Origin of the sequence: Paenibacillus sp. FSL R10-2782 (genome assembly GCF_038592985.1) — a bacterium.
GTDB classification, from domain to species: domain Bacteria; phylum Bacillota; class Bacilli; order Paenibacillales; family Paenibacillaceae; genus Paenibacillus; species Paenibacillus terrae_C.
Genome location: NZ_CP151951.1, coordinates 3246570 through 3273198 on the forward strand (window position 1 = coordinate 3246570; position 26629 = coordinate 3273198).

Annotated in this window: 29 protein-coding genes and 1 pseudogene; 2 read left to right on the top strand and 28 right to left on the bottom strand. The window is 47.6% G+C overall.

The window, feature by feature from the left end:
- Positions 1–100 precede the first annotated feature (100 nt).
- Positions 101–878 (top strand): annotated as a pseudogene (locus NST83_RS14635) (sporulation protein).
- A gap of 98 nt (positions 879–976) precedes the next feature.
- On the opposite strand, the gene NST83_RS14640 reads toward NST83_RS14635, so the two are convergent.
- From NST83_RS14640 to NST83_RS14650, 3 genes are all read right to left on the bottom strand, one after another.
- Positions 977–1381: a hypothetical protein gene (locus tag NST83_RS14640; RefSeq protein WP_342414727.1), complete on the bottom strand. Its 405-nt coding sequence runs from the start codon at positions 1379–1381 to the stop codon at positions 977–979.
- 66 nt (positions 1382–1447) lie between these two features.
- Complete coding sequence (locus tag NST83_RS14645; RefSeq protein ID WP_342417962.1) at positions 1448–1594, bottom strand: S26 family signal peptidase; 147 nt, start codon at positions 1592–1594, stop codon at positions 1448–1450.
- Between the two features lie 469 nt (positions 1595–2063).
- Entirely contained in the window at positions 2064–3764 is a 1701-nt protein-coding gene (locus tag NST83_RS14650; RefSeq protein ID WP_342414728.1) for a methyl-accepting chemotaxis protein, read from the bottom strand.
- A gap of 427 nt (positions 3765–4191) precedes the next feature.
- Between NST83_RS14650 and NST83_RS14655 the strand changes: the two genes are divergently transcribed.
- Positions 4192–4950, top strand: coding sequence for an SDR family oxidoreductase (locus NST83_RS14655; RefSeq protein ID WP_342414729.1), 759 nt, complete (start codon positions 4192–4194; stop codon positions 4948–4950).
- A gap of 126 nt (positions 4951–5076) precedes the next feature.
- On the opposite strand, the gene spo0A is transcribed toward NST83_RS14655, so the two are convergent.
- The 25 genes from spo0A to spoIIIAA form a co-directional block, all read right to left on the bottom strand.
- Complete coding sequence (gene spo0A, locus NST83_RS14660; RefSeq protein ID WP_134913747.1) at positions 5077–5880, bottom strand: sporulation transcription factor Spo0A; 804 nt, start codon at positions 5878–5880, stop codon at positions 5077–5079.
- Positions 5881–6096: 216 nt separating this feature from the next.
- Entirely contained in the window at positions 6097–7257 is a 1161-nt protein-coding gene (gene spoIVB, locus NST83_RS14665; protein ID WP_342414730.1) for a SpoIVB peptidase, read from the bottom strand.
- 123 nt (positions 7258–7380) lie between these two features.
- Positions 7381–9099 (bottom strand): DNA repair protein RecN, encoded by a 1719-nt coding sequence (recN, locus tag NST83_RS14670; RefSeq protein ID WP_342414731.1) that lies wholly within the window; start codon positions 9097–9099, stop codon positions 7381–7383.
- A gap of 59 nt (positions 9100–9158) precedes the next feature.
- Positions 9159–9608 (bottom strand): transcriptional regulator ArgR, encoded by a 450-nt coding sequence (gene argR, locus NST83_RS14675; protein WP_014282217.1) that lies wholly within the window; start codon positions 9606–9608, stop codon positions 9159–9161.
- Between the two features lie 16 nt (positions 9609–9624).
- Positions 9625–10101 (bottom strand): hypothetical protein, encoded by a 477-nt coding sequence (locus NST83_RS14680; protein WP_137063549.1) that lies wholly within the window; start codon positions 10099–10101, stop codon positions 9625–9627.
- A 154-nt stretch (positions 10102–10255) separates the two neighbouring features.
- Positions 10256–11107 (bottom strand): TlyA family RNA methyltransferase, encoded by an 852-nt coding sequence (locus NST83_RS14685; protein WP_342414732.1) that lies wholly within the window; start codon positions 11105–11107, stop codon positions 10256–10258.
- A gap of 75 nt (positions 11108–11182) precedes the next feature.
- On the bottom strand, positions 11183–13081 hold the full coding sequence (dxs, locus tag NST83_RS14690) for a 1-deoxy-D-xylulose-5-phosphate synthase (RefSeq protein ID WP_342414733.1): 1899 nt from the start codon (positions 13079–13081) through the stop codon (positions 11183–11185).
- 108 nt (positions 13082–13189) lie between these two features.
- Entirely contained in the window at positions 13190–14113 is a 924-nt protein-coding gene (locus NST83_RS14695) for a polyprenyl synthetase family protein (protein WP_137063552.1), read from the bottom strand.
- Positions 14085–14345, bottom strand: a complete 261-nt coding sequence (gene xseB / locus NST83_RS14700; protein WP_007430920.1) for an exodeoxyribonuclease VII small subunit — start codon at positions 14343–14345, stop codon at positions 14085–14087. Before xseB ends, NST83_RS14695 begins: the two co-directional genes overlap by 29 nt.
- Positions 14335–15699, bottom strand: a complete 1365-nt coding sequence (xseA, locus tag NST83_RS14705; RefSeq protein ID WP_342414734.1) for an exodeoxyribonuclease VII large subunit — start codon at positions 15697–15699, stop codon at positions 14335–14337. Before xseA ends, xseB begins: the two co-directional genes overlap by 11 nt.
- 12 nt (positions 15700–15711) lie before the next feature.
- Positions 15712–16569 carry a bifunctional methylenetetrahydrofolate dehydrogenase/methenyltetrahydrofolate cyclohydrolase FolD gene (gene folD / locus NST83_RS14710; RefSeq protein ID WP_342414735.1) on the bottom strand — a complete coding sequence of 286 codons (858 nt, stop codon included), beginning with the start codon at positions 16567–16569 and terminating at the stop codon, positions 15712–15714.
- Positions 16570–16607: 38 nt separating this feature from the next.
- Complete coding sequence (gene nusB, locus NST83_RS14715; protein WP_137063555.1) at positions 16608–17057, bottom strand: transcription antitermination factor NusB; 450 nt, start codon at positions 17055–17057, stop codon at positions 16608–16610.
- A gap of 135 nt (positions 17058–17192) precedes the next feature.
- On the bottom strand, positions 17193–17426 hold the full coding sequence (locus NST83_RS14720) for a DUF2273 domain-containing protein (protein ID WP_137063556.1): 234 nt from the start codon (positions 17424–17426) through the stop codon (positions 17193–17195).
- A 15-nt stretch (positions 17427–17441) separates the two neighbouring features.
- Positions 17442–17981, bottom strand: coding sequence for an alkaline shock response membrane anchor protein AmaP (gene amaP, locus NST83_RS14725; RefSeq protein WP_025683329.1), 540 nt, complete (start codon positions 17979–17981; stop codon positions 17442–17444).
- 73 nt (positions 17982–18054) lie between these two features.
- Positions 18055–18468 carry an Asp23/Gls24 family envelope stress response protein gene (locus NST83_RS14730; protein WP_007430927.1) on the bottom strand — a complete coding sequence of 138 codons (414 nt, stop codon included), beginning with the start codon at positions 18466–18468 and terminating at the stop codon, positions 18055–18057.
- Between the two features lie 125 nt (positions 18469–18593).
- Positions 18594–19937, bottom strand: a complete 1344-nt coding sequence (gene accC / locus NST83_RS14735) for an acetyl-CoA carboxylase biotin carboxylase subunit (RefSeq protein WP_342414736.1) — start codon at positions 19935–19937, stop codon at positions 18594–18596.
- A 62-nt stretch (positions 19938–19999) separates the two neighbouring features.
- Positions 20000–20494 (bottom strand): acetyl-CoA carboxylase biotin carboxyl carrier protein, encoded by a 495-nt coding sequence (gene accB / locus NST83_RS14740; RefSeq protein WP_342414737.1) that lies wholly within the window; start codon positions 20492–20494, stop codon positions 20000–20002.
- Positions 20495–20632: 138 nt separating this feature from the next.
- On the bottom strand, positions 20633–21460 hold the full coding sequence (locus NST83_RS14745; protein ID WP_342414738.1) for a SpoIIIAH-like family protein: 828 nt from the start codon (positions 21458–21460) through the stop codon (positions 20633–20635).
- 59 nt (positions 21461–21519) lie between these two features.
- Positions 21520–22161 carry a stage III sporulation protein AG gene (spoIIIAG, locus tag NST83_RS14750; RefSeq protein ID WP_137063560.1) on the bottom strand — a complete coding sequence of 214 codons (642 nt, stop codon included), beginning with the start codon at positions 22159–22161 and terminating at the stop codon, positions 21520–21522.
- A gap of 16 nt (positions 22162–22177) precedes the next feature.
- Complete coding sequence (gene spoIIIAF, locus NST83_RS14755) at positions 22178–22948, bottom strand: stage III sporulation protein AF (RefSeq protein WP_342414739.1); 771 nt, start codon at positions 22946–22948, stop codon at positions 22178–22180.
- 38 nt (positions 22949–22986) lie between these two features.
- Entirely contained in the window at positions 22987–24177 is a 1191-nt protein-coding gene (spoIIIAE, locus tag NST83_RS14760) for a stage III sporulation protein AE (RefSeq protein WP_342414740.1), read from the bottom strand.
- Between the two features lie 12 nt (positions 24178–24189).
- On the bottom strand, positions 24190–24579 hold the full coding sequence (gene spoIIIAD / locus NST83_RS14765; RefSeq protein WP_025683336.1) for a stage III sporulation protein AD: 390 nt from the start codon (positions 24577–24579) through the stop codon (positions 24190–24192).
- A gap of 8 nt (positions 24580–24587) precedes the next feature.
- Positions 24588–24791 (bottom strand): stage III sporulation protein AC, encoded by a 204-nt coding sequence (spoIIIAC, locus tag NST83_RS14770; RefSeq protein WP_137063563.1) that lies wholly within the window; start codon positions 24789–24791, stop codon positions 24588–24590.
- Positions 24792–24803: 12 nt separating this feature from the next.
- A complete protein-coding gene (gene spoIIIAB, locus NST83_RS14775) occupies positions 24804–25322 on the bottom strand; it encodes a stage III sporulation protein SpoIIIAB (protein WP_137063564.1) in 519 nt (172 codons plus the stop codon).
- Positions 25315–26310 carry a stage III sporulation protein AA gene (gene spoIIIAA, locus NST83_RS14780; protein ID WP_137063565.1) on the bottom strand — a complete coding sequence of 332 codons (996 nt, stop codon included), beginning with the start codon at positions 26308–26310 and terminating at the stop codon, positions 25315–25317. The genes spoIIIAB and spoIIIAA overlap by 8 nt, the downstream gene beginning before the upstream one ends.
- Positions 26311–26629: the final 319 nt, after the last annotated feature.

A 26629-nucleotide genomic window follows, 5' to 3' on the forward strand; every position in this document is an offset into this window, starting at 1 on the left:
GATTTTTTTCTTGCATTTTTTTGGAACGATTCGAGCAATTGCCCCGTTTATCCGGTTAAGTATGAACACTATGACCATGATATGATCGGGGGGCTTACTTATGAGTTTTTTCAACAAGATCTTGGCAAGCGCAGGAATCGGTTCAGCTAAAAGTCAATACATTGGTGGACCAGGTCGTGTATGTCCCTGGCGAAGAACTTAGTGGCATCATGCGTATTAAAGGCGGTAAAATTGATCAGGAAATCGGCAAAATCGATATCGAACTCAAAACAGAATATATCGAAGAGCACGATGACAAGAAAACCACCTCCACCTGCTGCATCGCTCGGGTCAAGGTATCCGACGGCTTTCATTTAAAGCAAGGTCAGGAGCTTGAAATCCCTTTTTCTTTTCGGTTGCCATTGGAAACCCCTGTCACTCATGCCAAACAGCCCGTATGGCTGGATACAGCATTAGACATCGGTATGGCCTTGGACCCGACCGACCGTGATTCGCTCAAAATCGAGCCGCATCCCTATATGAGTACGGTGTTTGAGGCCGTTCACCTGTTGGGCTTTCGATTCCGTTCCTCCACCTGTGAACGTCATCCCAAGCTGGGACGCGGTGTTCCGTATGTACAGGAATTTGAATTTACGCCCGGATCGGAATATGCACGCGATATCGAGGAGCTGGAGCTAATTATGCAGTTGGAGCCTGAAGGCGTGCATGTGCTTGTGGAAGTGGATCGCAGAGGCAGAGGGTTATCCGGCTGGCTGGAGACTGCCTTTGATATGGACGAGCGTCATGCCTGGCTGAGCCTTAGCAGTCAAGAACTGTCTTATGACCCAGATCATATCGCAGAGGCGCTGGAGGGGCTGCTCGACAGACAGATTCGATAAATATGTTGATATAACAAAAAATCCCCGCCGTTTAAGTCACGGTTGGGGATTTTTATGCTCTTCAAAATACTCTGCCGTTTCCGTATCATCTGCATCGGCTAAAGTGGCAACATGTCCTGTCGTTCCGCCTTGTGCTTGCAATCCTTGCATACCCCGTACAGAGAACCATTGTCATCTGCGTAAAAGGTTAATTTGTCTTGTTTTTTACAAAAGGAGCATTTTTGTTTGCCTGTGTCCTGAATGGAGTCAGACAGTCCAAACCCAGATTGGACTTGAATACTAGTTGCATCTGTATTCGCGTGAGAATCCGAAGATACCTTAGATTTGAACACGTTCCCGGTCCTCGATTGTCGGGCAGGCTTACGAGGACGAAATTCCACGACATTGCTGCCCCGCTGTTCATTCACTTGTTTTTTGCTGCTGCGACCACGCCATGCCATAACAATCCAACCCAACGCCACCAACAACACGCCGACGATCACCCAAGTTAGACTATTCCACATGCCTTCATCCCCGCCTTTGCTTTAAAATCTTTTGGTTTGCTTCCACTTCCTCGTACAGTACAAGCTTTATCCTGTTTCGTCTAACGGAATCCCGTTCAATACAATAACCTTGCCTATGACCTTATTCATTGAAATATATCTGAGAAAACGACTGTCTGTGCTGTTCATCGGATTGTCTCCCAGTACAAAAACGCTATCCCGTCGAAGTCCAATAACCCTTTTTACAAATTGTACATCATCCTTCTAAAAAACGATAATATCCCCTCGCTGAAAACTGTTTCCCTTAAAGCTTTGCGACTATGCCTAAAGTCCTTTTGACATCTTCAATACCAAATCTATATTATAGCGTTTCAAATTCAAATGCTCCTGTCATGTTGTACATGTTAGCCAATCCAAAGCATATATAACATACCCCGGCTTGATAAGAAAGCATCGCTTGTCTCATAATCAAGTTCTTCTTCCCATACATGAACAATCACTATTTTCTCGGGCATAGCCACGTCTAACACAATTTTTTCCTCTTTTCTAAAAAGTAGATTTATTTTAATCCATAATCTTCCTCCTTAAAACATACAATCCCATCATTATATCGCTTCCATCGCCCTTACAAAATAAAAAGAGACAGCGTGTTATTACACACACTGTCTCTGCTGAATCTCAGCTTAATCTATGTTGATCCGAATTATACTTTGAACTTGCCGATTTGTCCTTGAAGGTCCTCTGCCATGGTAGACAGGTTTCTTGCAGATGAAGCAATTTCCTCCATGGATGCCAGTTGCTCTTGTGTTGCAGCAGACACATGCTGTGTTCCGGCTGCAGCTTCCTCAGCAATCGCTGAAATTTGCTTGACAAAACCAACAACTTCATCCGTACTTGCAGACATTTGCTCTGATCCAGCGGATACCTCTTCAATCTCACTCGCTACTTTATTAACAGTTTCCTGAATCAGTTCAAAAGAAGCACCTGCATTCTGCACGACTTCCCGACCTGTCATGACATCTTTTCCATTGGACGCTACAGCCTCGATCGCATGGGCGGTGTCCTTTTGAATTAAACCAACAAGTTCCGTAATTTGTTGAGCAGAATGAGCCGATTGTTCAGCCAACTTGCGCACTTCGCCCGCAACTACAGCAAATCCGCGACCGTGTTCTCCTGCGCGGGCCGCTTCAATGGCAGCGTTCAGAGCAAGAAGGTTGGTCTGACTCGAAATATTGGTGATTACATCAATAATCTTGCCAATTTCATCTGAACGCTCCCCCAATCCAGCCATAAGACCAGCCAATCCCTCCATGGAGTGATTTACAGCGTTCATCTGCGTAACAGCCTGTTGAATCAATTGGTTACCTTCAGCTGATTTGTGGGCCGCATCCTGAGCAGATGCAAATACATTTTGCGCACGGATAGCAATTTGTTCTACACCGATGGACATTTCCTCAATAGCCTGAGACGACTTGGTCACCATATCCACCTGTTCGCCCGTTCCTGTAGCTACTTCCTGTACCGTTTCGGTTATTTGTGCAGAAGCTTGGCTATTTTGCTCTGCGCTGGCCGTCAATTCCTCTGAGGATGTGGTTACCATTTCAGTCGTCTTACTAACCGATTGAATCAATTGGCGAAGGTTTTCAACCATCGTATTAAAGGAATGTGCCAACGTGCTAATCTCATCCTTACCCTTCACGACGATAGCTTCACCTGTGAGATCACCCGATGCAATGCTTTCAGCAGCGCGGCTGATCCGCAAAATGGGTTTAGAAATAATTTGGGCGATGATGAGTGCCATGATGAATGCCAATACAATGGCCGCAATACTCAAAACAATGACTATTTGTCTACCTGAGATAAAGTTGTCAACGCCTTCTTGTGTAATCTGTTTTGAGCCATCTGAGTTCAGCTTGATGAGCTGAAAGATCATATTGTTCGCGCTATCCCATAGTGCATAGGAATCTTTATGAAGAATGCTGGATTGTACATAATCGTTAGCTTTCCCTGCTGCAATAACCTCTGGCAACTTATTCAGATAATCTGCATATTTTTTGGAGAAATCATCATACATTTCACGTTCTTTAGGAGTAGCAATTAATTTTTCATATATTTTCCGGCCGCTCTCGATCTTTTTCAAAACCTTATCGTATTCCTCCTGAACCTTCTCCACCTCTGCCGGGTCGCGTTCTACAATAATATTTAAGGAAAGCCGTTCTACATCAGATATATCGCCGTTTAGCGTTCCCAGGATAGTCACACTGGGCATCCAGTGGCTATCAATTTCCATCGAAGTGTCACCCAAGTTTTTCATTTTTGAGATGGAAACCAAACTAATGATGATCAATAAAGCAATTACCGCAAGAAAACCCAATAACAATTTTGCTCGAATGTTAAATTTCATACGTTCTCCCTTCAATCTCTTCATAGTACATATTATATCGACATGAATCGACACATTGTTTATATCAATCTAAAGAGATTTTTCAGAACTGTTTCCAAAAGGAAAATTTTACTTGTGATAATTAGTGAAGCTGATTCTGGTTTGTTTTATAAACAGCGTGGGACGTGTTATGTTCATGATTTCGAGCAATTGTTCCGCTATATAGAGAGGGGAATGCTACAGAAACTCATCAATGCGTTTATCCTCAACTAATTTTGGATTAGACATGCTGCATCGCCGTTATTTTGAATTTTATATACACAGAATAGGAATATTGTTCGAAAAGCAACAAATTGCTGTTAGTTTGCTGATTGTGATTCATAAATAACTATGATTATACTATTAATAAAGTATAACAGTGCTTAATTGAACAGGCGGAGGGATCAACATGAAACTTCAAGGTAAGGTGGCAGTAGTCACAGGAGCAGCTTCTGGGATGGGTAAGGAAATAGCCATTTTGTATGCTAAAGAAGGAGCTAAAGTGGTTGTATCTGATATCAATATAGATGCGGCAAACTCGACTGTAGCAGACATTAAATCCAATGGCGGAGTCGCTACTGCTATTGTAGCAAACGTTTCCAAAGAAGCAGATATTCAAAATTTAATCGATACTACGGTGAATACGTATGGAACATTAGATGTTTTAGTTAACAATGCAGGGATTATGGATAATTTTGTTCCGGCTGCTGATTTAACAGACGAGCTTTGGGAACGCATGTTTGCTATCAACACCACGGGACCTATGCGTGCAATTCGGAAAGCTCTTCCCATTTTTATGGACAAGGGTGCCGGGGTTATTATTAATGTTGCTTCACTGGGCGGGTTGCATGGTTCTAGAGCGGGTGCAGCTTATACAGCAGCAAAACATGCGGTTGTCGGCCTGACTAAAAATGTGGGCTTCCAATATGCTAATAAAGGCGTACGTTGTAACGCAATCGCTCCTGGTGCTGTAATCACTAATATTGGAACTACTATTAACCAACCCAATGAATTCGGTATGGAAAGAGCTATGGCTGGGCAAAACCTGAGTCCTCGGGCCGGAGATGCTGAAGAAATCGCGAAGGTTGCCCTCTTCCTTGCTTCAGATGATTCCAGCTTTGTGAATGGTACGGTGATTACAGCCGATGCTGGTTGGTCCGCTTATTAAAAGATGTAGGTAATAACAAAAAACCAGTCCGGACACGAAAGTGTCGGCTGGTTTTTTTGTTGTTCTACGTAAAATGTTTAGCTCTGCGAACCTTCTTTATTCGCTTACTTTCCCTAATTAACCCTTTCAGGAAACTTTATTCTCAATCCGCAGCTTATCTGCCACCATCGCAATGAATTCGCTATTCGTTGGCTTGGATTTGGAGATATTAATCGTATACCCAAACAGGTGAGAGATGCTGTCGATATTGCCACGTGTCCATGCTACCTCGATAGCATGGCGAATAGCGCGTTCCACGCGAGATGCCGTCGTTTTGAATTTTTCGGCGATTGCCGGATATAATGTTTTGGTTATGGCACCCAAAATTTCGATATTATTGTATACCATCGTAATGGCTTCGCGTAAATATTGATAGCCCTTAATATGAGCTGGCACACCGATTTCATGGATAATGGCCGTAATACTGGCATCCAGATTTTTCGTTTTACCCATTGGCACCACATTAGACCGCATGGAAGAAATGGTCACCGGACTGCTGCTAACTAACTGTGGTCCCACCAATTGGCGAACGCGGTTCGCAAGCACTTCCATATCAAACGGCTTCAAAATATAATAAGATGCCCCGAGCTGTACAGCCCTTTGCGTAATATTTTCTTGCCCAAATGCAGTCAGCATAATGATTTTCGGTTGTGGAGACAGGTTCATTTCTCTCAGGCGTTCCAGTACGCCGAGGCCGTCCAGATGAGGCATGATAATATCTAAAATAAGTACATCAGGTACGTTACGGGATTCTGCAATGTGTTGGAGCACTTCTTCACCATTATAGGCGATTCCTGTAACTTCCATATCCTCCTGATCGGAAATATATTCGGCAAGCAAATTCGTAAATTCCCGGTTGTCATCAGCCAACAATACCTCAATTTTTTGCAATGTACTTCCTCCTTATTGAGTGTTATTCAGTTGGGATATCAGTTTACAGCAAATAAATATTTCTTGTCGGAGTATATGATTTCGACATCGAATTATGAATTCCTTCTGTCGAAAATTATTTTTATTTATTTTTTTTATGGTTTCCATTATAATTAATTCTTTAGATTGCTATTACGAGTTTATTCTTTGCCTTTCGACAAAAAAATCTTAAGGCCACTAGCTGGCCTTAAGATTAGAGAATGATTTCAAGCTTACGTTATTCTTTATGATTCCTGCATCACGCAGCATCCATTCGATAAAGCAGCCGTAGCCTGATTTAGGATCGTTAACAAATACATGCGTCACAGCCCCGATGAGCTTGCCGTTCTGAATAATTGGGCTTCCGCTCATCCCTTGTACAATTCCCCCAGTCTTATCCAGCAACTTTGGATCTACGATACGAATAACAAGTCCTTTGGTTGCCGGTTTATCCTGTTGAGAAATGTGTACGACCTCTGCCTTAAACCGCTGAATCTGCTGACCTTCCAATACAGTCAAAATTTCTGCGGGTCCTTCTTTTACTTCATTCGCAAGTGCCACAGGAATTGGCTTGGAATACAAACCATATTGCGGCTCATCTGACATCTTCCCAAAAATCCCAAAGTTCGTGTTTCGTTCAATATTACCTAATACCCGATGATCCTTGAGAAAATGTGCGCGTTTTTCCCCTGGTTCACCACTTTGACTTTTCGCAATTGACGTCACATTGGATTGCACTATTTCCCCGCTCCCCACAACAATGGGGGTCTGGGTATTCATGTCGGTAATAACGTGCCCCAAGGCCCCATACACCCCCTGATCCGGTGCGTAAAAGGTCAAGGTGCCTACACCCGCAGCTGAGTCCCTAATATACAGTCCAAGCCGCCATGCCTTATCATCAAGATCATAAGCTGGTGTTAGCTTGGTGGAAATCGTCTGCTCCCCCCGGCAAAGCGTGATGTCGAGCGGCTTTTTGTTCTTGCCAGCTTCCTCTACAGCCTCCGCTACCCTTGTCAGGCTATCCAAAGGTTTGCCATTCATATGGGTGATCCGATCACCAAGACGAATCCCGGCAACCTCTCCAGGTGACACCTTGCGATCCATACTTTCCTGAATGACATGATGACCAACAACAAGCACTCCTGAAGATTTTACTTTGACCCCGATCGTCTGACCCCCTGGATATACCCTCAAGTCGGGAATCATGTTCTCTTGAGGCGTCTTCACTGCATGGGAACCGAATAATTCCAGAGAAGCTTGTGAAGGCAGCGCTGCATGCACATGCTTGGCGTTACCGATACAACAAATAAGAAAAACAAGCAAAAGACCGAGCAATTTGATCCTGGAGTAAAAATTCAATGGCTGTCACGCTCCCTTTGCTTCTTTCGCTTGACGAGTAAAGGTGGTCGCCAATTGCGTACCTTTAAGGTAACCTTGCCCCCAGGCTTTTATAACTGTTAATCATTACGCCAGCCGCTCTTTTCAGGCTTTCTTTCCTTCCGCCAAATTCAGCATTTCCTGTGCGTGATGCAAAGTTTTTTCGGTAATTTCCACGCCGCCCAGCATACGTGCCAATTCCTTTACACGTCCGTCCTCATTTAACGCTTCAATTTGCGTCATTGTACGTTCGTCATGAACATTCTTCTCAATTAGGTACTGGTGATCCGCCATACATGCCACCTGCGGCAAATGAGTAATTGAGAACACCTGGCAGACAGAAGACAAACGATATAGTTTTTCGGCAATGGATTGAGCCGCGCGACCGCTTACCCCAGTATCCACCTCGTCAAAAATGAGTACCAGAATTTGATCATGACGTGCAAAAATACTTTTCATCGCCAACATGATACGGGACAGTTCACCACCCGAAGCAATCTTGCCCAGCGGACGAAGCGGCTCCCCCGGATTCGGGGAAATCAGAAATTCCGCATTATCGATGCCCTGCTTGGTTGGTCGTACCCGCCGACCTTTATATTCATATCCGCGCGGATCTTCAATCGGATCAATACGAACCTTGAGTGACGTTCTTTCCATTTGCAGATCCTTTAGCTCCTGCTCTACCTGCTCGGCCAGCTCTTCAGCACAAATTTCACGCGCTTCTGTAAGCTCTTCTGCAATCTGTAGCAAATCCGAAAGCAGCTCATCCCGCCTTGCAATTAATTGCTCCAGCCGTTCATCCTTATTTTCCAGCATATCGGTTTCCTGCTCAATACGGCTATAGTATTCCAAAATCTGCTCTATACTATCACCATATTTTCGCTGTAACCCAGTAATTTGATTCAGACGTTGCTCCACTTCATGCAGCTTGCCCGGATTAAATTCAATATCCTCACGGTATGAACGTAATTGGAACGCCGCATCCTCCAGTTGGTAAAAAGCAGATTGAATCTGCTCCGCAATAGGCTGAAGGCTTTTGCTGTCGTAGCTTTGGACATCATTCAGTCTGGACAACACGTTATTGATCATATCCAGTCCACCTCTGCCGCTTAGCAGATCGTAGGCTCCTGATATCCCATCCATCATTTTCTCACTATGGGATAGCTTGACCCGTTCTTCTGTCAATAATTCATCCTCTCCCAATTTAAGCTCGGCAGCAGCAATTTCCTCCAACTGAAACCGATACATGTCCAATAACTGATAGGCCTTTTGACTGGAACTTTGCAGCTCTCGTACTTCTTTTTCCGCTTTGACAAAAGCATTGTAGCGCTCTCTGTAAAGTGTTTTGACCGGACCGATGACCGAATCACCGAACGTATCCAGCAACGCCAGATGGCGGTCTGCACGTAGCAAACTTTGATGCTCATGCTGACCGTGAATATTGACGAGCTGCTCACCCACCTCACGCAGCATCGTTAAATTGACCATTTGACCATTAATCCGCGATGAACTTTTGCCTTGAACGGTCAGTTCCCTCCGAATCAATAGATGTTCTTCCGCATTTGCCTTGATTCCCTGCTCTTCTAACGTTGCCCAAACCGGATGCTTAATCGGCAGTTCAAACAGCGCCTCCATCTCTGCTTTATCACATCCATAACGGACCAGATCGGCCGAACCTCTGCCTCCAGCAATCAGACCGAGGGCATCAATAATGATGGATTTACCCGCGCCTGTTTCCCCGGTCAATACGTGGAACCCTTTATAAAAATGAACATCGACAGCCTCTACAACTGCCAAATTTCGTATAGATAAAGTGACCAGCATCGTTCTTTCACCTCTATGATGTACAAATTCAAACGTCTAAATGAGCTAAGAAATAATATTTAGGAAATGTAGCCCATAAGACGATTCACAATGGCCTCGCTGTTCTCTTCTGATCGGCAAATAATCAAAATGGTGTCATCCCCGCTTATGGTACCCATAATTTCAGGCCATTCAATATTGTCCAATAATGCAGCAATCGAGTTCGCCGTTCCCGGAAGGCACTTCATTACGATCAGATTGGTCGTATAGTCAATATGTAAAAAGTTGTCGACCAATGTACGTTTCAGTTTCTGCGCCGGATTATATCGCTGATCTGAAGGCATCGAATATTTGTACCTGCCATCATCCATTGGGACTTTAATAAGCAGCAGTTCCTTGATGTCCCGAGATACAGTGGCTTGAGTGACCTGAAAACCTGCCTTGCGTAAAGCTTCGACCAGATCGTCCTGCGTTTCAATTTCCCGTTGTGAAATAATTTCCCTGATTTTAATATGTCGTTGACCCTTCATAAAATCCTCCTATAGATTAATCCTTATATTCCTCTTCTTCAATGTCTTCCGCTAATGTAATAAGGCGGATATTCCGTTCGTCAATATCAACGTACAATACGCCCGCACAGCCCGGATAAAGCAGCAGATAAGGCATAAGCCTGTCCCGCAAATCAGGACCATTCCACTCCATCGGTCTCTTGCGGCGTGACGTTTTGACCATATATGTTGAACCATTTCGCACAGCCACGTAGTCTATAAACAAACGGCTATACACGGTATGTCCATTCACTTTAAAAGCAAGCGGTATTTTCATTTTTCCGCCCACCAATTCATAACCCGCGTCTTCCAGCAAGTCCACAGCAGGCCCTTCGTCCAACTCTTCGTTAATTGGTATGGTCTTTAATACAAGCGGTCCCGGCTCCTTTAACCAGGTACGTAAACCGTAAAAAGCCCATACCGCTAATATTACGCCGATCACAACGATGATAACCGTATCATATCGCGTGTCCATGAATCGATCACCTCATGGACATATTCTAGAACAGGAGGTGAAATCCCTTTTCTCCTGTATATCTCATTATAGGCGAACGTAAGTTCGTTAATCAATCCCTCACACCAAAAAGAGGTTCCCTTAAGTTCACAGAACTCTTGAGAACCCCTGAATGTTACTTACGCGACGGATCATTATTGAAGGTCTGCCCTGCTTCCTGAACAGTAAGGTCAATTAGCGAGCGGAAATCAACGTTTTCCTGTTGCAAGTCTGCATTAGCAGACTTATCCAAACGCCAATGCGCCAAAAATTCAATATTGCCTTCTCCACCGGTAATAGGAGAATAAGCCAATCCTTGCAGCGAAAGTCCAAGCTCGTGTGAGAACGTCAGGATGTTTTGCAATACTTCTTTGTGTGTTGCGGGATCGCGGACGACGCCGGATTTCCCCACCTTTTCACGTCCGGCTTCAAATTGCGGCTTAATCAGAGCCACAATGTCAGCAGGCTGATGCAGCAACGCAAGCAATGGCGGCAAAATAATGCGCAGCGAAATAAAAGAAACATCGATACTTGCGAAATTTGGTATAGGACCGTTTAAATCCGCAGGTGTCGTATACCTGAAATTCGTTTTCTCCATTACGCATACCCGTTCGTCATTACGAAGCGACCAGTCCAGCTGATTATATCCCACGTCAATGGCATATACATACTCCGCTCCATGCTGGAGGGCACAATCCGTAAAACCTCCGGTGGATGAGCCGATATCCAGCATCGTCCTGCCCTTCATGTCCAGCTCGAATTGACGGATAGCCTTTTCCAGCTTCAACCCTCCACGGCCTACATACGGATGCACTGCACCCTTTACTTTAAGCTCACTGTCGCGTGGTACCTTCATACCCGCCTTCTCGATCCGTTCACTGTCGGCCAGTACCAGCCCTGCCATAATTGCAGCTTTGGCTTTTTCACGGCTTTCAAAAAATCCTTGCTCTACAAGTAATACATCAATGCGTTCCTTCGGAACAGACATGTTAATCTCCCTTTAAGGCAGCTACGCTGCTCTTGTCATACTTTTTCATTAATATCATCGTTGTCACAAATTCTACTATACCGATTGACCCATGCCATACACTGGCTCGGAAACCCATTTGCGAAGCTTCAGGCATACGGCTTCAACGGTAAGACCTACCTCGGCGCGTTGCTCCTTGATCGAGCCATGCTCGACGAATAGATCAGGAATCCCCATCAGACGCACCTGTGCATTTTGCATTTCTTCTTTGGCGTAAAATTCCAGCACGGCACTACCCAAGCTTCCCGCTTCAGAAGCTTCTTCCAAAATGATCAGCTTCGTATGCTGTTGGGCCAGCTCACGCAGCATATCTTCATCCAACGGCTTAAGGAAACGCGCATTGACGACACCCACCTGCAAACCTTCCCGCTTCATGGCCTCCGCAGCCTCTGTCGCCACCTGAAGCATCGGACCTGAAGCGATTACAGCGTAGCCCTCACCCTTGCGGAGAAGCTCCCAACTACCGATGGGTATGGCCTTCAGTTCTGTGTCCAACGGCACACCAACCACATTAACACGCGGATAGCGATAAGCAATCGGACCATCGTCGTAATCAAGCGCTGTTTTCATCATATGGCGCAGCTCGTTTTCATCCTTAGGCATCATAAGCACCAGATTGGGGATATGACGTAAAAATGCTACGTCGAACACGCCATGGTGCGTTTCTCCGTCGGCCCCGACAAAACCGGCACGGTCAATCGCAAACATCACATTCGCATTATGACGACATATATCATGTACAATTTGATCATAAGCACGCTGCATAAAAGTGGAGTAGACCGCAAATATCGGCTTCATCCCTTCCATTGCCAACGCAGCACACATAGTAGCAGCATGTTGCTCAGCAATACCAACGTCAATCATACGTGCAGGAAATTCCTTGCTGAACGGCACCAGTCCGGAACCACTAGGCATGGCAGGCGTAACCGCTATAATACGTTCGTCCTGTTCAGCCATCTCAATCAGCGTCCGTCCAAAAATTTCCGTATACATGGGGTTGCCCACTGCCTTGAGTACCTGACCGGATTCCATTTTGTACGGACTGATTCCGTGCCATTTGTGTGAATCTGCCTCCGCAGGCTTGTAACCCTTGCCCTTAGTGGTAACGACATGCACCAGCACAGGGCCAGTGACGTTATCAGCCTGCTTGAAGGTTTCGATCAGCTTCGGCAAATCATGTCCGTCGACCGGACCGAGATACGTAAGCCCCAACTCCTCAAACAGCACGCCCGGCACCATCATATATTTAAGACTGTCCTTAACACGGCCAGCCGATTTGGCAAGTTTACCGCCGATAGCAGGTATTTTTTTCAGCAAAACTTCCAGCTCATCCTTAGCCCGCAAATAATGACGGTCCGAGCGGATTTTGCTCAAATAATTATGCATGGCCCCTACATTCGGCGCTATGGACATTTCATTGTCATTCAGAATGACCATCAAGTTTTTACGTTCGTGTCCGATATGATTCAAGGCTTCGAAGGCCATGCCTCCAGTCAACGCTCCATCCCCGATCATAGCAATAACTTTATTGTCCTCGCCCTTCAAATCACGAGCCAAGGCCATCCCCATCGCAGCCGACAAAGAAGTGCTACTATGTCCAGCTTCCCAAACATCATGCTCGCTCTCGCTTCTTTTTACAAAACCGCAAAGTCCATCACGTTGGCGGAGGGTATCAAACCGGTCCATTCGCCCTGTCAATATTTTGTGCACGTAGGCCTGATGCCCGACGTCATAAATCATTTTGTCCTTCGGACTGTTATAGCAGTAATGCAGGGCGATTGTGAGCTCAACCACTCCCAGATTCGATGCCAGATGCCCCCCAGTCACGGACAGCTTCTCAATCAAAAAGCTCCTGATTTCCTCGGCTAGAGAAGCCAGCTCCTCAACCGACAGTGATTTCAGATCGCCTGGTTGCTTTATGTGTGGAAGCAGCACGCATATCTCCCCGCTTTCCTTCAAGTTTGTGTGTAAAGTTAACAAATATTATATCACACTCTGTGACCTTGCTTAAACTCTAGACAAGCCAAAGATACTTTAACCGCACTAGTGATCACGCTTCATCAGGTAATCCGCAATCTCCAGCAAACGCGAAGAATCCGGTATATTGCCTTCTATTAACGCTTTTTTGGCAGATGCCGTGAGTTTCTCTACTTGCTGCTGGGATGCCTCCATACCGATAAAAAACGGATAAGTTACCTTTTCCTGTTCAACATCACTTTGCGTTTTTTTACCCATTTTGCTCTCATCGCCTATAAGATCCAGTATATCGTCCTGAATTTGAAAAGCCAAACCAAGGTCTCGTCCAAATTGGCGAAGCGCTTCTAATTGATTCTTGTCCGCTCCGCCAATCCGTCCACCTGCCAAGAGGGAGAAAATGATCAAATCTGCGGTTTTATGGAGATGGATGTACTCCAGTTCCTCGATCCCTGTCATCCCCTGCTCGCCGGACATATCCGCGACCTGACCGCCTACCATGCCCCGTGCCCCGCTCATTTCGGACAACTCCTCCACGATGGACAGTAGCGCATCGGAGGAAATCCCGTGCCGCCGACCTGTCTGTACGACACTGTAAAAAGCGTGGGTCAGCAATGCATCCCCTGCAAGTACAGCAACCGCCTCACCGTATACCTTATGATTCGTCAGTTTGCCCCGGCGATAATCATCATCATCCATGGCTGGTAAGTCGTCGTGAATCAGGGAGTACGTATGTACCATTTCTACCGCACATGCTACGGGTAACGCTGCCTCCCGGCTTCCGCCGAATGCTTCGGCAGCTGCGATCACAAGCAGAGGCCGCAGGCGTTTTCCACCTGCGGTGAGTGAATAATTCATGGATTCACGAAGAACGGCGGGAATACTCCAATGAGCTGGGAATTGCTCGGTCAATGCAGACGAAACCTCGTCCACCGTCCCGGTCAAATATTCCTTGAACGACGGTTTATTCAACGCCTTCACCACCGTTTTCATCCAATCCGCCGCCGAAAGGCTTCTTGCGCAAATCTCCGTCCTCTTCCACAATCATTTCAATTTTACGCTCAACTTGCTCCAGCTTCTGACTGCAAAGCTGAGACAGCTTCATACCACGCTGGAACAAATCAATGGCTTGCTCCAGAGGAACGTCTCCATGCTCCAGTTGTCCGACAATTTCTTCAAGAGCGGCCATAGCCGCTTCAAAATTCAATTCCGTTTCATTCGCCACCGTGCTTCGCGTCCTCCTTCATTCCCCATACTTGGCAGTCCAACTGCCCGTCACTCACTTTAATCTTGATGGAATCCCCCGGCTGTATGTCTTTTAATGACTTGATTAGCCGTTTCTCGTGCTCATCATACACAAGGCTGTAGCCTCGCGACATGACCTTAAGCGGGCTAAGCGCATCCAACTGACGAATACCCGCGTGCAACTGCTGGCGTCCCGTCTTGGTAACGGCACGCATCGCAGACTCCAACTGACGTTGTGCCACATCCGTCTGTTTGCGGGCCGAACGGATTTGTTCACGCGGGTTAAACCGCTCCAGTACCTGACGCATACGCGCGTTCTTTTCCGCGTTCAGACGCGAACGATTGCCTGCTGCACGGATGAGCCGTTGATGCAGCATGTCCATGCGCTCCGCATGCTGTAGCATATAGCGGCGCGGGTGCAGCAGCACCGGTGAGCGCCGAAGCCGGGTCAACCGCTCACGGCTGGTTTCCAGCCGCTGTCGGAGTGCGTTACGTAATCGCTTTTCCCGCTGGAGTAGCTGATCTCGCAACTCTTGCTGATGAGGCACAGCCAGCTCGGCGGCTGCAGTCGGCGTAGCCGCACGCAAATCGGCTACAAAATCGGCAATCGTAAAATCCGTTTCATGACCGACGGCTGAAATAACCGGAATCCCCGATGCAAAAATGGCACGCGCAACCGCTTCCTCGTTAAACGCCCATAACTCCTCAAGCGAGCCACCGCCCCGCCCGACGATCATCACCTGAACCTCCTGCATACGGTTCATGGCTTCAATCGCCTTAACGATAGCGGGCGCAGCACCTTTTCCCTGCACAAGCACAGGATACAGCACAATTCCAGCCTGAGGGTATCTCCGTTGAAGCGTCGTGATAATATCGCGTACGGCAGCTCCGGTTGGTGAAGTAATGACACCGATTGTCGACGGGTGAGCAGGCAATTTGCGCTTGCGGGCGCTGTCGAACAGCCCTTCAACATCCAGCTTTTGCTTGAGCTGCTCATATGCAAGATAGAGACTTCCGACGCCATCAGGCTGCATCTGGGTCGCATAAAATTGATACTGTCCATCTCTTTCGTACACAGATACGTTTCCCCGGGCAATAACACGCGTACCTTCCTTTGGCACAAAGGGAAGCCGCTGATTATGAGTCGCAAACATAATCGAACGGATGCGGCTACCCTCATCCTTGAGCGTAAAGTACATATGACCACTCGAATGATGCGTAAAGTTAGAAATTTCCCCGCGTATCCATACGTCGGACAGCACCTGATCCGATTCCAGCTTCATCCGGATATAGCGATTCAGGTCCTTAATAGAGTAAATACGCTGTTCAGCCACAGACAACCGCCCTTATGCCAAACCGTGCGACCGCTTGGCCGCTACGAGTGTATTTTGCATCAGCATGGTAATCGTCATTGGACCTACACCGCCGGGAACAGGGGTAATCGGACCGGATACTTGCTTCACGCTCTCAAAATCAACGTCACCCGCCAGTTTTCCGCTCTCCAGACGATTCATGCCTACATCAATGACCACCGCTCCGGGCTTCACGAAAGAAGCATCAATAAAGTTGGCTTTGCCAATGGCAACCACCAAAATATCCGCTTGCCGACTCAGCTCGGCGATATTCGCCGTACGAGAGTGGCACATGGTCACCGTAGCATTTTCGCGCTGCAACAACAGCGATACCGGCTTGCCCACGATATTACTGCGACCAATGACCACCGCATGCTTCCCCGCAATTTCTACCCCCGCACGCTTGATCAGCTCAATGACACCAGCAGGAGTACAGGGCAGTAGACTATCATCACCGATGACCAGATTCCCTACGTTCACCGGATGGAATCCATCCACATCCTTCTCGACTTCAATAGCGTCAATGACTGCTTTTTCATGAATGTGTTTTGGCAACGGAAGCTGTACCAGAATCCCGTGAATATTACTTTGGTGATTCAGTTTGTCCACCAGTTCCAGCAATGCTTCCTGCGAAGTATCCGCTGCCAGCCGATGTACCTCGGAATAATAACCGAGATCATGACATGCTTTTTCCTTGTTTCTAACATATACCTGAGAAGCAGGGTCTTCACCTACCAGTACGACAGCCAGTCCAGGCTGAAAGTTGTGCTCCTTCAGACGGACGACCTCCTGCTGAATGCTTGCTCGAATATCTTTAGAGATTTGTTTGCCATCAATGATCGGTGCTGACATATTCAACCACTCTCCAACCTGAGTAAAATAATCTCAACTTAAAACCGTGCTTTCAATTGCTCCAGCTCTTGTATAATTCGTCCCAGAACACCGTTGACAAATTTACCGGACTCCTCGGTGCCAAAATGCTTGGACAATTCAATCGCTTCATTGACTGCAACTTTAGCTGGAACATCCTCACGAAAAATCATTTCATATGCCGCCAGTCTCAAAATCTGGCGATCCACGCGTGAAAGTCTGCTGATCTGCCAACCTTTAAGATAATCCACCAGAAGTTTGTCAATCGCTTCCTTGTGCTCCCAGGTACCTCGCACATGCTCCAATACGTAAGTCCTTAATACTGCTGCATTTTTGATGACTACTTCCGCTTCGTTTTCCTCTGCGGCTTCCTGTAGCAGCATATCCACAGCTGCTGCCGCATCCACTTCATTCATTTCCATATGGTACATGCTTTGTACCGCTATTTCCCTCGCCAGACGTCTTTTCATGCCCTGCCTCCTACGCTTGCCTGTATCTATTTTTTCATTTTAACCAATTCCACAAAAAAACCTGTGAACGCAACCTCCAAAACGTTGGGCGCAAAGAAGCTACAGCTCTATTTTGGAGAAAGCGTATCACAGGGTTCATTTAAAAGGACGCCAACGCTGCGACAGCCAGTCGCTCCATTCCTTCCAAGGGAGGAGGGAACCAAGCGCTGCGTCGCTACGTCTTCCTAACGTATATCCGATGAACACCATCAATGCAAAGAACAACATATTCCAAAAGCCTGCCCACAAATAAATAAACCCGAAAAAAATGCCAGCCGTAATCCCCATGATCCGACCCTTGTAACTTCCCCATATTTCTTTCCAGGGCATCAGGGAAAATCACCTCTATTCCACACGACTCTTAAAGCTTGGTGACTGAGAAACATTGGCGATGTACACAGACACATTGGACACAGGAATTCCCGTAATTTCTTCCACATGGTCGTGTACCCCCTTTTGTACCTCGGAGGTTAACACCGGAATAGAACTTTCCCCGTCCACAACCGCCCGAATCGTAATATCAAGTCCCGATTCCAGCACGCGAATACGTGCTTTCAAATCCTGTATCCCACGAAATCTGGAGGCCGCTTTGAGACACAGATTTTCGATGGTATCCACTGAAATCTGAATGTCGCCGTACTCCGTTCGTTGATCTATAGAATGCTGTACCGTTTGGTTCCGGCGAATGGAGATATAGAAAACCCGGAGACTCAAAAGCAGCAGCACTCCTGCAATAATCAGGCTGGTAAACCACACAATCCGCTCATCCTGAATGCTTAAGGCATACGGAATGGCCCCGCTCAGGAGGAGGATGGCGAGAATGGAAATAATTCCAATACTTAAGCTGTACAAGAACAGCAGAAGTCTGTCCATAACTTTAGCCACGAAACGCACAGCCTCCTTAAATTAGAGTAAACCCTCGACCCTTAAGGGTCGGGGGTTTGTACAAAGTATCGCTCTATTTAACCCGTCCGGCGCCCAGAACTTCCGGCTCTTCTACTTTTTCGGCACTTTTGAATTGAACATCATGAATTTGCACGTTCACTTCAACAACATTAAGACCTGTCATAGTTTCAATGGAACGCTTAACATTGTGCTGAATAGCAGCAGCCACCTCAGGCAGACGGTTACCGTACTCGATAATGACGGAGACGTCTACAGCTGCTTCACGCTGTCCGACTTCCACTTTTACACCTTTGGACAAATTTTTGCGGCCCAGCAGTTCGGCAAACCCGCCTGCAAATCCCCCACTCATTCCCGCTACGCCCGGCACCTCAACGGTTGCCAGTCCGGCAATGACTTCAATAACCTCCGGGGCAATCTGAATCTCCCCAATTTCTGTACGCTCGAATTCGGTTGGCACTGTGCTCATACCTTCAACACCTTTCGGTCAAAATAAGTTTCACTTCAGCTTTGGATTTCAAAGCAGACATGCTCACTTATTATCCATACTATATCATTTGGCGTTCATTATGACAAACTGAGGAAATATACCGATTAAACTTCGTTTTCCTCCAAAAATTTAATATCAAAATCGCCCTTGACGAAGGTCGGATGCTCCAACAATCGTTGATGAAAAGAAATCGTTGTCGGTATGCCTTCAATAGCAAATTCAGACAGAGCCCGCTTCATTTTGGCAATCGCTTCCTGACGTGTAGGCGCCCACACAATCAATTTGGCGATCATGGAGTCATAATAAGGAGGAATGCTGTAACCCGGATAAGCTGCGCTGTCCACGCGTACCCCAGGACCGCCTGGAGGCAAATAAAACCCGATTTTACCGGGTGCAGGCATAAAATTGCGATCCGGGTCCTCGGCGTTAATACGACACTCCATCGCCCACCCATTGATGGTGACTTCTTCCTGTGTAAAAGAAAGCGGATGCCCTTCAGCGACCAAAATCATTTCCTTAATCAAATCCACACCGGTGATCATCTCTGTTACGGGATGTTCAACCTGTATACGTGTATTCATTTCCATAAAATAAAATTGATTATCCGGTCCAAGCAAAAATTCCAGCGTTCCTGCACCGGAGTATTGTACAGCCATAGCAGCACGAACAGCTGCCTGCCCCATTTCTTCACGCACATCCTGCGAAAGCACAGGACACGGCGCTTCCTCCAGCAGCTTCTGACGACGACGCTGCACAGAACAGTCCCGTTCGCCCAGATGCGCAACATTGCCGTGCTTGTCCGCTATGATCTGAATTTCCACGTGCTTCATACCGGTCAAATATTTTTCAAGATACACACCTGCGTTGCCAAACGCTTTTTGCGCTTCCTGCTGGGCGGTTGTAATTTGTTGAATAAGATTATCCTCATCCTCAGCGATACGGATACCTTTACCGCCGCCACCTGCGGTGGCCTTGATGATTACCGGATAGCCAATATCGCGAGCTATGGTTATGGCATCCTGCAAATCCTCCACCAGCCCGTCCGAACCCGGAATGACCGGAACCCCGGCATCCTTCATCGTCTGCTTGGCGACAGCCTTATCCCCCATTTTGTTAATCGCTTCTGGAGAAGGACCAATAAACGTAATATTGCAAGATTCGCAAATTTCAGCGAAGTCGGCGTTTTCAGCCAAAAATCCGTAACCTGGATGGATCGCATCACATTCAGTCAATGTCGCAACGCTCATCAGGTTCGTAAAATTCAGGTAGCTGTCCTTGGACAGGGTCGGTCCGATACAGTAAGCCTCGTCTGCGAGACGCACATGTAACGAATCCTTGTCGGCTTCCGAATACACGGCAACCGTCGAAATATTCATTTCGCGGCAAGCGCGAATGATACGAACCGCAATTTCTCCACGATTCGCAATCAATACTTTTTGAAATGTCATGACTTTATCCTCCCTGGGAGCAGCCTTGCTGAACCCTCAAACAGAGGGTTCAAGCGAGCGTCTTACTCCGGTTTCACAAGGAACAATGGCTGGCCATACTCGACCAACTGTCCGTTTTCGGCCAAAATTTCCACAATTTCGCCCTTCACTTCAGCTTCCAACTCGTTCATCAGCTTCATTGCCTCAATAATACACACCGTTGTTTTCTCGCCTACTTTACTGCCGGTACTCACATACGGAGCCGTATCCGGGGATGAAGAACTATAGAAAGTGCCCACCATCGGAGATACGATTTTATGTAGATTGCTCGCATATTCCTTAGTCTCCCCAACAGATGTATGTCCTGAATCGGACGACTGTGCTTGTGGGTTCGGAATAGCAGCTTGTGGTGCCACCGTATAAGTAGGTGCTGCCACAGGAGCCTGTACCGTAACAATCTCGCTTTTGCCCGGTTTACGGATCAGCAGGCGAGTTCCTTCATTTTCAATTTCAAGCTCATGTACAGACGTTTCATCCACCAGCTTGATCAATTCCTTAATCTCGCTTAATTTGAACATCTCTATTAATCACTCCTTCAGCATTTTGCCGGTTGCTGATAACATTGTTGAAACAGCTTTATGTATTATATCACAATCATTAAAAATAGAAAGAGCCCGGAAATGTGCAGAAATCCGGGCTTTTTCTCGATTTTTGTCTTATTGTGTAACATACTGGACGCTGATCTTGTCCTGCGTTACGTTCAATTCTTTCATGACTTTATCAACGATCGTTACCGCTTGTTTGGCATTCAGTTTTTCACTCAGAACCACTACCTTGTATTTATCAGCATCTTCCTCACGAACCACTGCATTGGCGAACTGCTGTTGAAGCTCTTCCTCAATTCCGGTGATTTTCGCCTGTTTGTCTTCCAGCACATGCAATTCTTTTTGTGCTTCTGCGGCTTTCTTGGCAGTGCTATCGTTCATTGCAGTCGTCAGCTCGTCATTTTTCTTTTGATTCGCCACATCCCGCTCCAGCAAGTAGTTGTCGATAACCGCAGCGGCCGTAGGCTTGGCGGCTTGTTCCGTTGCCACCTGATCGAGCACCTGCTGGTCCGTTTTCGCGGTGGATGCGGTTTTGTCGTCACTTTTTGCCGCAGGATCTGGGGCGGTAGCAGTAGTATTTTGACCCGATTTAGCAGACTCAGTAGTCTGGGTGGCGGCCGTATCTTTATTTTCGCCTGTAGTAGATTCGGTAGCAGGATCCGTTGCAGCAGCCTTGTCTGTCTTTGCGGAAGAGACAGTTCCTTCTCCGGTCACCTCTCCATTAGTCACCACTTCATTTACTTTCAGCTCGTTCAGTTGCTCTTCTGCCTTGCCTGTCGCTTCCTGGGCGGTATCCTGCTTAACCTTGCTCACTTGCTCACTATCCGCCACAGGCGGGTTAGCCGGGCTAGAGTCCTCTGTAAACAGATAGTACGCAGACAACACGACCATTAAACTCAGCATGGACACCAGCCAAACGGTTTGTCTTTTATTATTCATGTTCCGTCCTCCAATATCATTAAATTAGGATTTTCATTTATCCCTGCTTATGATTTCAATTATCCCTGCTTGCGCGGGACGACTGAAATTTTATAGGAAGGCACATTGAGGCCTTTCTGTACGGCATCCACAATCAACTGCTTCACGGTGGGGTTTTCTGCTCCCATCGCTACCACCAGCACTCCCCTCACCTGCGGCTTTACTTTTTTTGTAACAATCGGGGTGTGTTGACCTCCTGACGATTCATAGGTGACAATCTCTCCATCGCGTGTATATTGAGTGGTATGTCGCTGGCCGCCATTGGCATCCGTCTCGTTATTTTCTTCCTGCATATCCTTCACATTGCGCTGAACGATGACTTCCTCAGTGGAGTCAACCGTAACCATGACATCGACCGTCCCTACACCAACAATCTGCTCCAGCATCTGCTTCATATTATCTTCGAACACTTTCTCAATCCCGGCAAAGGAACTTTCCTCACCCCCCGTTGTCTGAAGTGAAGGTTCATTTTTCATCACGCCAGGCGGCTCCCGCCCCACGTTTTCAGGATCCACCTTTTTCACATTCACGAACGAATTAAAAAGCATGATCGCGACCCCGATAAGACCGAGAATAAGCAGCCAGCGAAATGAATTGAACCTTTTGGGTCCGTCTGCCCCCCCGCCCATCCATTGCTCCAACTTTTTCATCCATTTGCCCATTTCTGCTCACCTCCTGTTACCATTCATGTGTACCGTCCTGTGAAGAAAGCACCTGCACATTTTTGCTGTCGATCCCCCATTTTTCGTACAACAGTCTCGTAATTAAGCCGAAAGTTTGCGTATCTGCTGTCTTTTCACCATCAGAGCCTTCCGCATGGTTGTTGGCACCCTCTATCGTCCCCTTCTCTTGGTCCGATGCTTTTACAGGTGTTGGCTCTATGCGGATATTTACTGCTTTTTCAGCGACAGGCTCTACCATAATCGGCTTGGAGTCCGAACCTGGCGGGATATTCGTGCTTTTCTCCTTACGCCCAGCCTGCTGCTCCGCCAACTTAACCACGACCGACTGAATCCCCGTTCCAGCCTCCAGATCGGATGCTCCCTGCTTCATCTGAGCAAGCGTAACCTGAACCGATTGAACCGCAAGCCCGGTACTCTGCTCCAGTTGTCCCTTCATTTCCTTGGCGACCTCTTGGCCAGCCCATTGCATGGAGCTTTGCTCCTGTTGCCGCTTCAGCTTGTTGCCTTTTGCCAATATTTCCTCCAATGTCGGTTCGCCCTTGCCCGTCTCTGCCTGACGTTGAAGATCAAACGCGCGCCCCAGAAGCTCAGAGGGATTAGTACTCAGCAAACGCACGACCGGAGAAAGCAACGTCAGTAGAATAAGCAGGCTGAGTACGAGCTTGACATACCTTTCCATGGAACGGCTTGGCAAGATCATATCGATAAAAGAAGCCAGCAGCACAATCAGCACCAGTTCCTTAAGCCAGCCTCCCAGCCAGGTCACGTCACTCCCCTCCCCCCGTTTGATTTCCGATCATTCACTCACCTCATCATGACTGTCATATTGCCTGCCGCGAGCATGACTGTAATCGCAAGGAAGGACATTAAACCCACTGCCGCGAGCGCTGCGAAGACATAAATCATGCTTTTACCGATTGCGTCCAGGCATTCCACAATAGGCGTATCTCCCAAAGGCTGCATAATCGCTGCTGTGACTTTATAGATCAGGGCCAGCGTTAGAATCTTGAGAGCAGGAAAGGCGCAGAGGAACAGGATAACGATGACTCCCACCAGGCCAATAGCATTTTTCACGAGCAACGAAGCCGAAATGACCGTATCTGTCGCATCTGCCAGCGCCTTGCCAACCACCGGAACAAAGCTGCCTGTAATATACTTGGCCGTGCGGATCGTTAATCCGTCAGTTACAGACGATGTCAAGCCCTGTACGGAAATGACACCCAGAAAAATGGTCAGCAGCACCCCCAGCACCCCTACTCCGGCGTTACGCAGCAGATCGGCTAACTGGGTCAGCTTGTATTTGCCTGTCAGTGAGTTGACCAGATACAACACCGCCGAGAAGAACAGCAGCGGGAACACCAGCGTATGAATGACCGTCCCGACCGTGTTGATCATAAATACAATCAGCGGGTGGGTGACCGAAACGGTTACGACGTTACCCATCGAAGCCAACATGGTAAACAGCAGGGGCAGCATCGCCATCATAAACTGAATCATGCTGTCAATGGCTTCCTTTGCATAACCGATCGCTACACTAAAGCTGTTAATCGCCAGGATGATAATGACCATGTAGACAATGGCGTAGGCGACTTTGCTGACCTGATTACTTTCAAAAGCGCTTTGCAGCGTTTCCAGCACCATACTCATAATGCTGAGCATGACAATGGTTACGAGCAGCTTGGCATTCACCCGAATTTCGTGGATGAAAAAATCGGCTATGGCGCTCAATACACCTTTAATGCTGAACCCTTCACCGCCCGGAAGCAGCATATCCATGAAGGAAGGCGTTTTTTGATCAGGGAAAAATCCGCCATATTGCTGCATCAGCCCGTCCCAATAATGCTCTACCTCATCTTTGGGCATCTGCTCCGCCTGTTGTCTGATCCATTCATTCGCAGGTGTATCTGCAAACATGACCACAGCCGAGGCACACCAGAGACATAGCAGCAAAATGGCAACCACTTTGAGATTCGGCATGCCCTCCAGCCTTTTCATGGCATCACCCCCTCAGGCGGGCATCAGCTTCAGAATCGTATCAATGATAATGCTGATAATCGGGATGGCCAGCACCATAATGAGCACCTTTCCTGTAAGCTCAATTTTGGAGGCAATCCCGTCTTGTCCCGCATCCCGAACCACCTGCGCTCCAAATTCGGCAATATAAGCGATACCAATAATTTTCAGCACGGTTTTAAAATAAATCATATCCATGCCCGATGACCTTGCCAGACGCTCCAGCACAGCAACCACGGACCCAATCTTGCCAATCAACAGTAAAAAAATGACGATTCCCGCAGCTGTCGCAATCAGAAAAGCAAACATCGGCTTCTGTTCCTTAATGACCAAAATAAGAACTGTGGCAATCAGGGCGAAGCCGACCACCTGAATGATTTCCATGTGTCCACCTACTGAAAAAGAAAGATAGATTTGATCTCTTGCAGAAGGTCATCCAGCATTCGTACCACCATGAATAGCACCACCACAAAGCCAATGACCGTTACCCAGTGGGCCATGTCTTCTTTGCCCATTTGCTTGAGTACGGTATGAATCATGGCGATAATAATGCCAATTCCGGCAATCTGAAAAATAGCGTTCACTTCTAAATTCATTCGAGCACCCCGCTAATAGATCAAAATGACGATCAATGCTCCGATCAGCAGTCCCAGGCTTCTGCTCATGCGCTCGTATCTCACCTGATCCGCTTGCGCCTGCGCTTCCTCATGGGATAGCTGCTGGATGGTTAGCGCAATGTGCTTGATCTGGTCTTCACGGTCGCTGGTTCCGAGACTGTAAGCTAGCTGCCGCATCGCTTCTTTCTCGGCCTGCTGCATACTGGAGCGGCTCCACGAGGCTTCAATCGCTTTATGCAGGCTTTCTCTGGCGGTCAGCCCAAAGGAGGGGTGCATCCAGTGTGAGGCTTGCTTGAACAAGGTTCGCAGCGGCTCCCGCAACGGCTCTCCCGTCTTGGCAAAAGCATCCGGTAGCGGCGACACCCCGTAGGAAACCTCGGTGGTCAGCCTTTGCAGCGCGAGAATCAGCTCTCTGATCTGCCTCGGCCTCAGCGCAAACTGCCTTGCCCGCTGCCAGCCAGCCAGCGTAGCGGCGAGTATAACCAACGTGGCACCCAGTAGCTTAAGCATAGAATATGCCTCCGTTCTGCCCTTCCGCAGACAGTGTCAGCCTGCGCTGTTTGGCATCTGCCAGCCGGAAGGAGACGCCCCGGCTCGTCCGCTCCAGCATGACGTAGAGCTGAAACAGCTCCTGTCCTGTAGTCAATCCGGCAAAAGCAGGCCGGGTCGCCATTTCAGCCACATCACGTCCATGCGCGGAAGCAATGACTGCGATCCCCGCATGAAGCGCTTCACGCACCGCTTCGGCATCCTCAGGTCGGCCGATTTCATCGACGATCAGCACATCTGGCGACATGGAACGAATCATCATCATCATGCCTTCTGCTTTCGGACATCCATCCAATACGTCGGTTCGAGGTCCAACATCAAAACCGGGAATGCCCTTGTGACTGCCGGCAATCTCCGAACGTTCATCTATAATGCCTACCTTGAGCCCGCTTCGACGCCCCCCATTACTTTCCATCCCCCCGTAGCTTAGTTGCCGGGCCAAGTCCCTAAGCAGTGTTGTTTTACCATGCTGAGGCGGGGACAAGATGAGGGTATGAAGGATTTTACCGGATTTTCGATCCGCTACATAAGGCAATATGCGATCAGCTATACCGGGAATCGCTCGGGCAATTCTTACATTAAAGCTGCTTATATCCCTCAAATGCTCCACTCGCCCTCTGCTCAGCACCGTTCTCCCCGCCAACCCGATCCGGTGACCCCCGGGAATGGTAATAAACCCTTTGCGAAGCTCCTCCTCCATGGTGTACAGGGAATGATTGCTAATAAAATCCAGCAAACGGTGGGCATCCTCCCGGTCCGGCTTATAGGCTTCCATATGGTTCACAGTCAGCCGACCGGCGGACGTTACAAAATGATGTTCACCATTTGTATTAATTTCCAGCGGCCTTCCTTCCCGGACCCGAATTTCCTCCAGTTGCTTGAATACCGTTTCCGGAAGCTTTCCGAGTATACCGTGCAACGGTTCGGGAAATAACTCCAGCCATTCCATACCGATGCCGCCCCCTCACAGTTGTCCTCTTTCTTTAAGACAAGTCTATGGCCGACTCTCGCTTTTTATGCCGAAAATATATCGAAAACCTAGTCGTTGATTTCAAAGCTCCTATCCGCCTTTAACAAACATATTTCACGCCACCTAAAGCTCCTTCATGGAATCTGCAAAAATTAAAAAAGGCACCCCGAAGCCTTGACGGCTAAGGGATACCCTGGAACAAAAACAATAGATTCACAATAAAAGAGGCTGCCCTTCAGCCCATCACTCGCTGAAAAACAACCTCTTAACCTACCGCTATATTCTATGATTATAAAAC

Bases quoted from the DNA above. Each gene is read 5' to 3' on its own strand.
- NST83_RS14655 (WP_342414729.1), top strand. From the start codon at position 4,192: ATGAAACTTCAAGGTAAGGTGGCAGTAGTCACAGGAGCAGCTTCTGGG.
- NST83_RS14640 (WP_342414727.1), bottom strand. From the start codon at position 1,381: ATGTGGAATAGTCTAACTTGGGTGATCGTCGGCGTGTTGTTGGTGGCG.
- NST83_RS14650 (WP_342414728.1), bottom strand. From the start codon at position 3,764: ATGAAATTTAACATTCGAGCAAAATTGTTATTGGGTTTTCTTGCGGTA.
- nusB (WP_137063555.1), bottom strand. From the start codon at position 17,057: ATGAAAAGACGTCTGGCGAGGGAAATAGCGGTACAAAGCATGTACCAT.
- NST83_RS14720 (WP_137063556.1), bottom strand. From the start codon at position 17,426: ATGCCCTGGAAAGAAATATGGGGAAGTTACAAGGGTCGGATCATGGGG.
- argR (WP_014282217.1), bottom strand. From the start codon at position 9,608: ATGAAGGGTCAACGACATATTAAAATCAGGGAAATTATTTCACAACGG.
- NST83_RS14685 (WP_342414732.1), bottom strand. From the start codon at position 11,107: ATGTCTGTTCCGAAGGAACGCATTGATGTATTACTTGTAGAGCAAGGA.
- spoIIIAB (WP_137063564.1), bottom strand. From the start codon at position 25,322: ATGCTTAAGCTACTGGGTGCCACGTTGGTTATACTCGCCGCTACGCTG.
- NST83_RS14745 (WP_342414738.1), bottom strand. From the start codon at position 21,460: ATGAATAATAAAAGACAAACCGTTTGGCTGGTGTCCATGCTGAGTTTA.
- spoIIIAA (WP_137063565.1), bottom strand. From the start codon at position 26,310: ATGGAATGGCTGGAGTTATTTCCCGAACCGTTGCACGGTATACTCGGA.
- recN (WP_342414731.1), bottom strand. From the start codon at position 9,099: ATGCTGGTCACTTTATCTATACGAAATTTGGCAGTTGTAGAGGCTGTC.
- accB (WP_342414737.1), bottom strand. From the start codon at position 20,494: ATGTTCAAATTAAGCGAGATTAAGGAATTGATCAAGCTGGTGGATGAA.
- spoIIIAC (WP_137063563.1), bottom strand. From the start codon at position 24,791: ATGAATTTAGAAGTGAACGCTATTTTTCAGATTGCCGGAATTGGCATT.
- folD (WP_342414735.1), bottom strand. From the start codon at position 16,569: ATGTCAGCACCGATCATTGATGGCAAACAAATCTCTAAAGATATTCGA.
- NST83_RS14680 (WP_137063549.1), bottom strand. From the start codon at position 10,101: ATGGACACGCGATATGATACGGTTATCATCGTTGTGATCGGCGTAATA.
- spoIIIAG (WP_137063560.1), bottom strand. From the start codon at position 22,161: ATGGGCAAATGGATGAAAAAGTTGGAGCAATGGATGGGCGGGGGGGCA.
- NST83_RS14730 (WP_007430927.1), bottom strand. From the start codon at position 18,468: ATGAGCACAGTGCCAACCGAATTCGAGCGTACAGAAATTGGGGAGATT.
- spoIIIAE (WP_342414740.1), bottom strand. From the start codon at position 24,177: ATGAAAAGGCTGGAGGGCATGCCGAATCTCAAAGTGGTTGCCATTTTG.
- NST83_RS14695 (WP_137063552.1), bottom strand. From the start codon at position 14,113: ATGAAAACGGTGGTGAAGGCGTTGAATAAACCGTCGTTCAAGGAATAT.
- accC (WP_342414736.1), bottom strand. From the start codon at position 19,937: ATGACATTTCAAAAAGTATTGATTGCGAATCGTGGAGAAATTGCGGTT.
- spoIIIAD (WP_025683336.1), bottom strand. From the start codon at position 24,579: ATGGAAATCATTCAGGTGGTCGGCTTCGCCCTGATTGCCACAGTTCTT.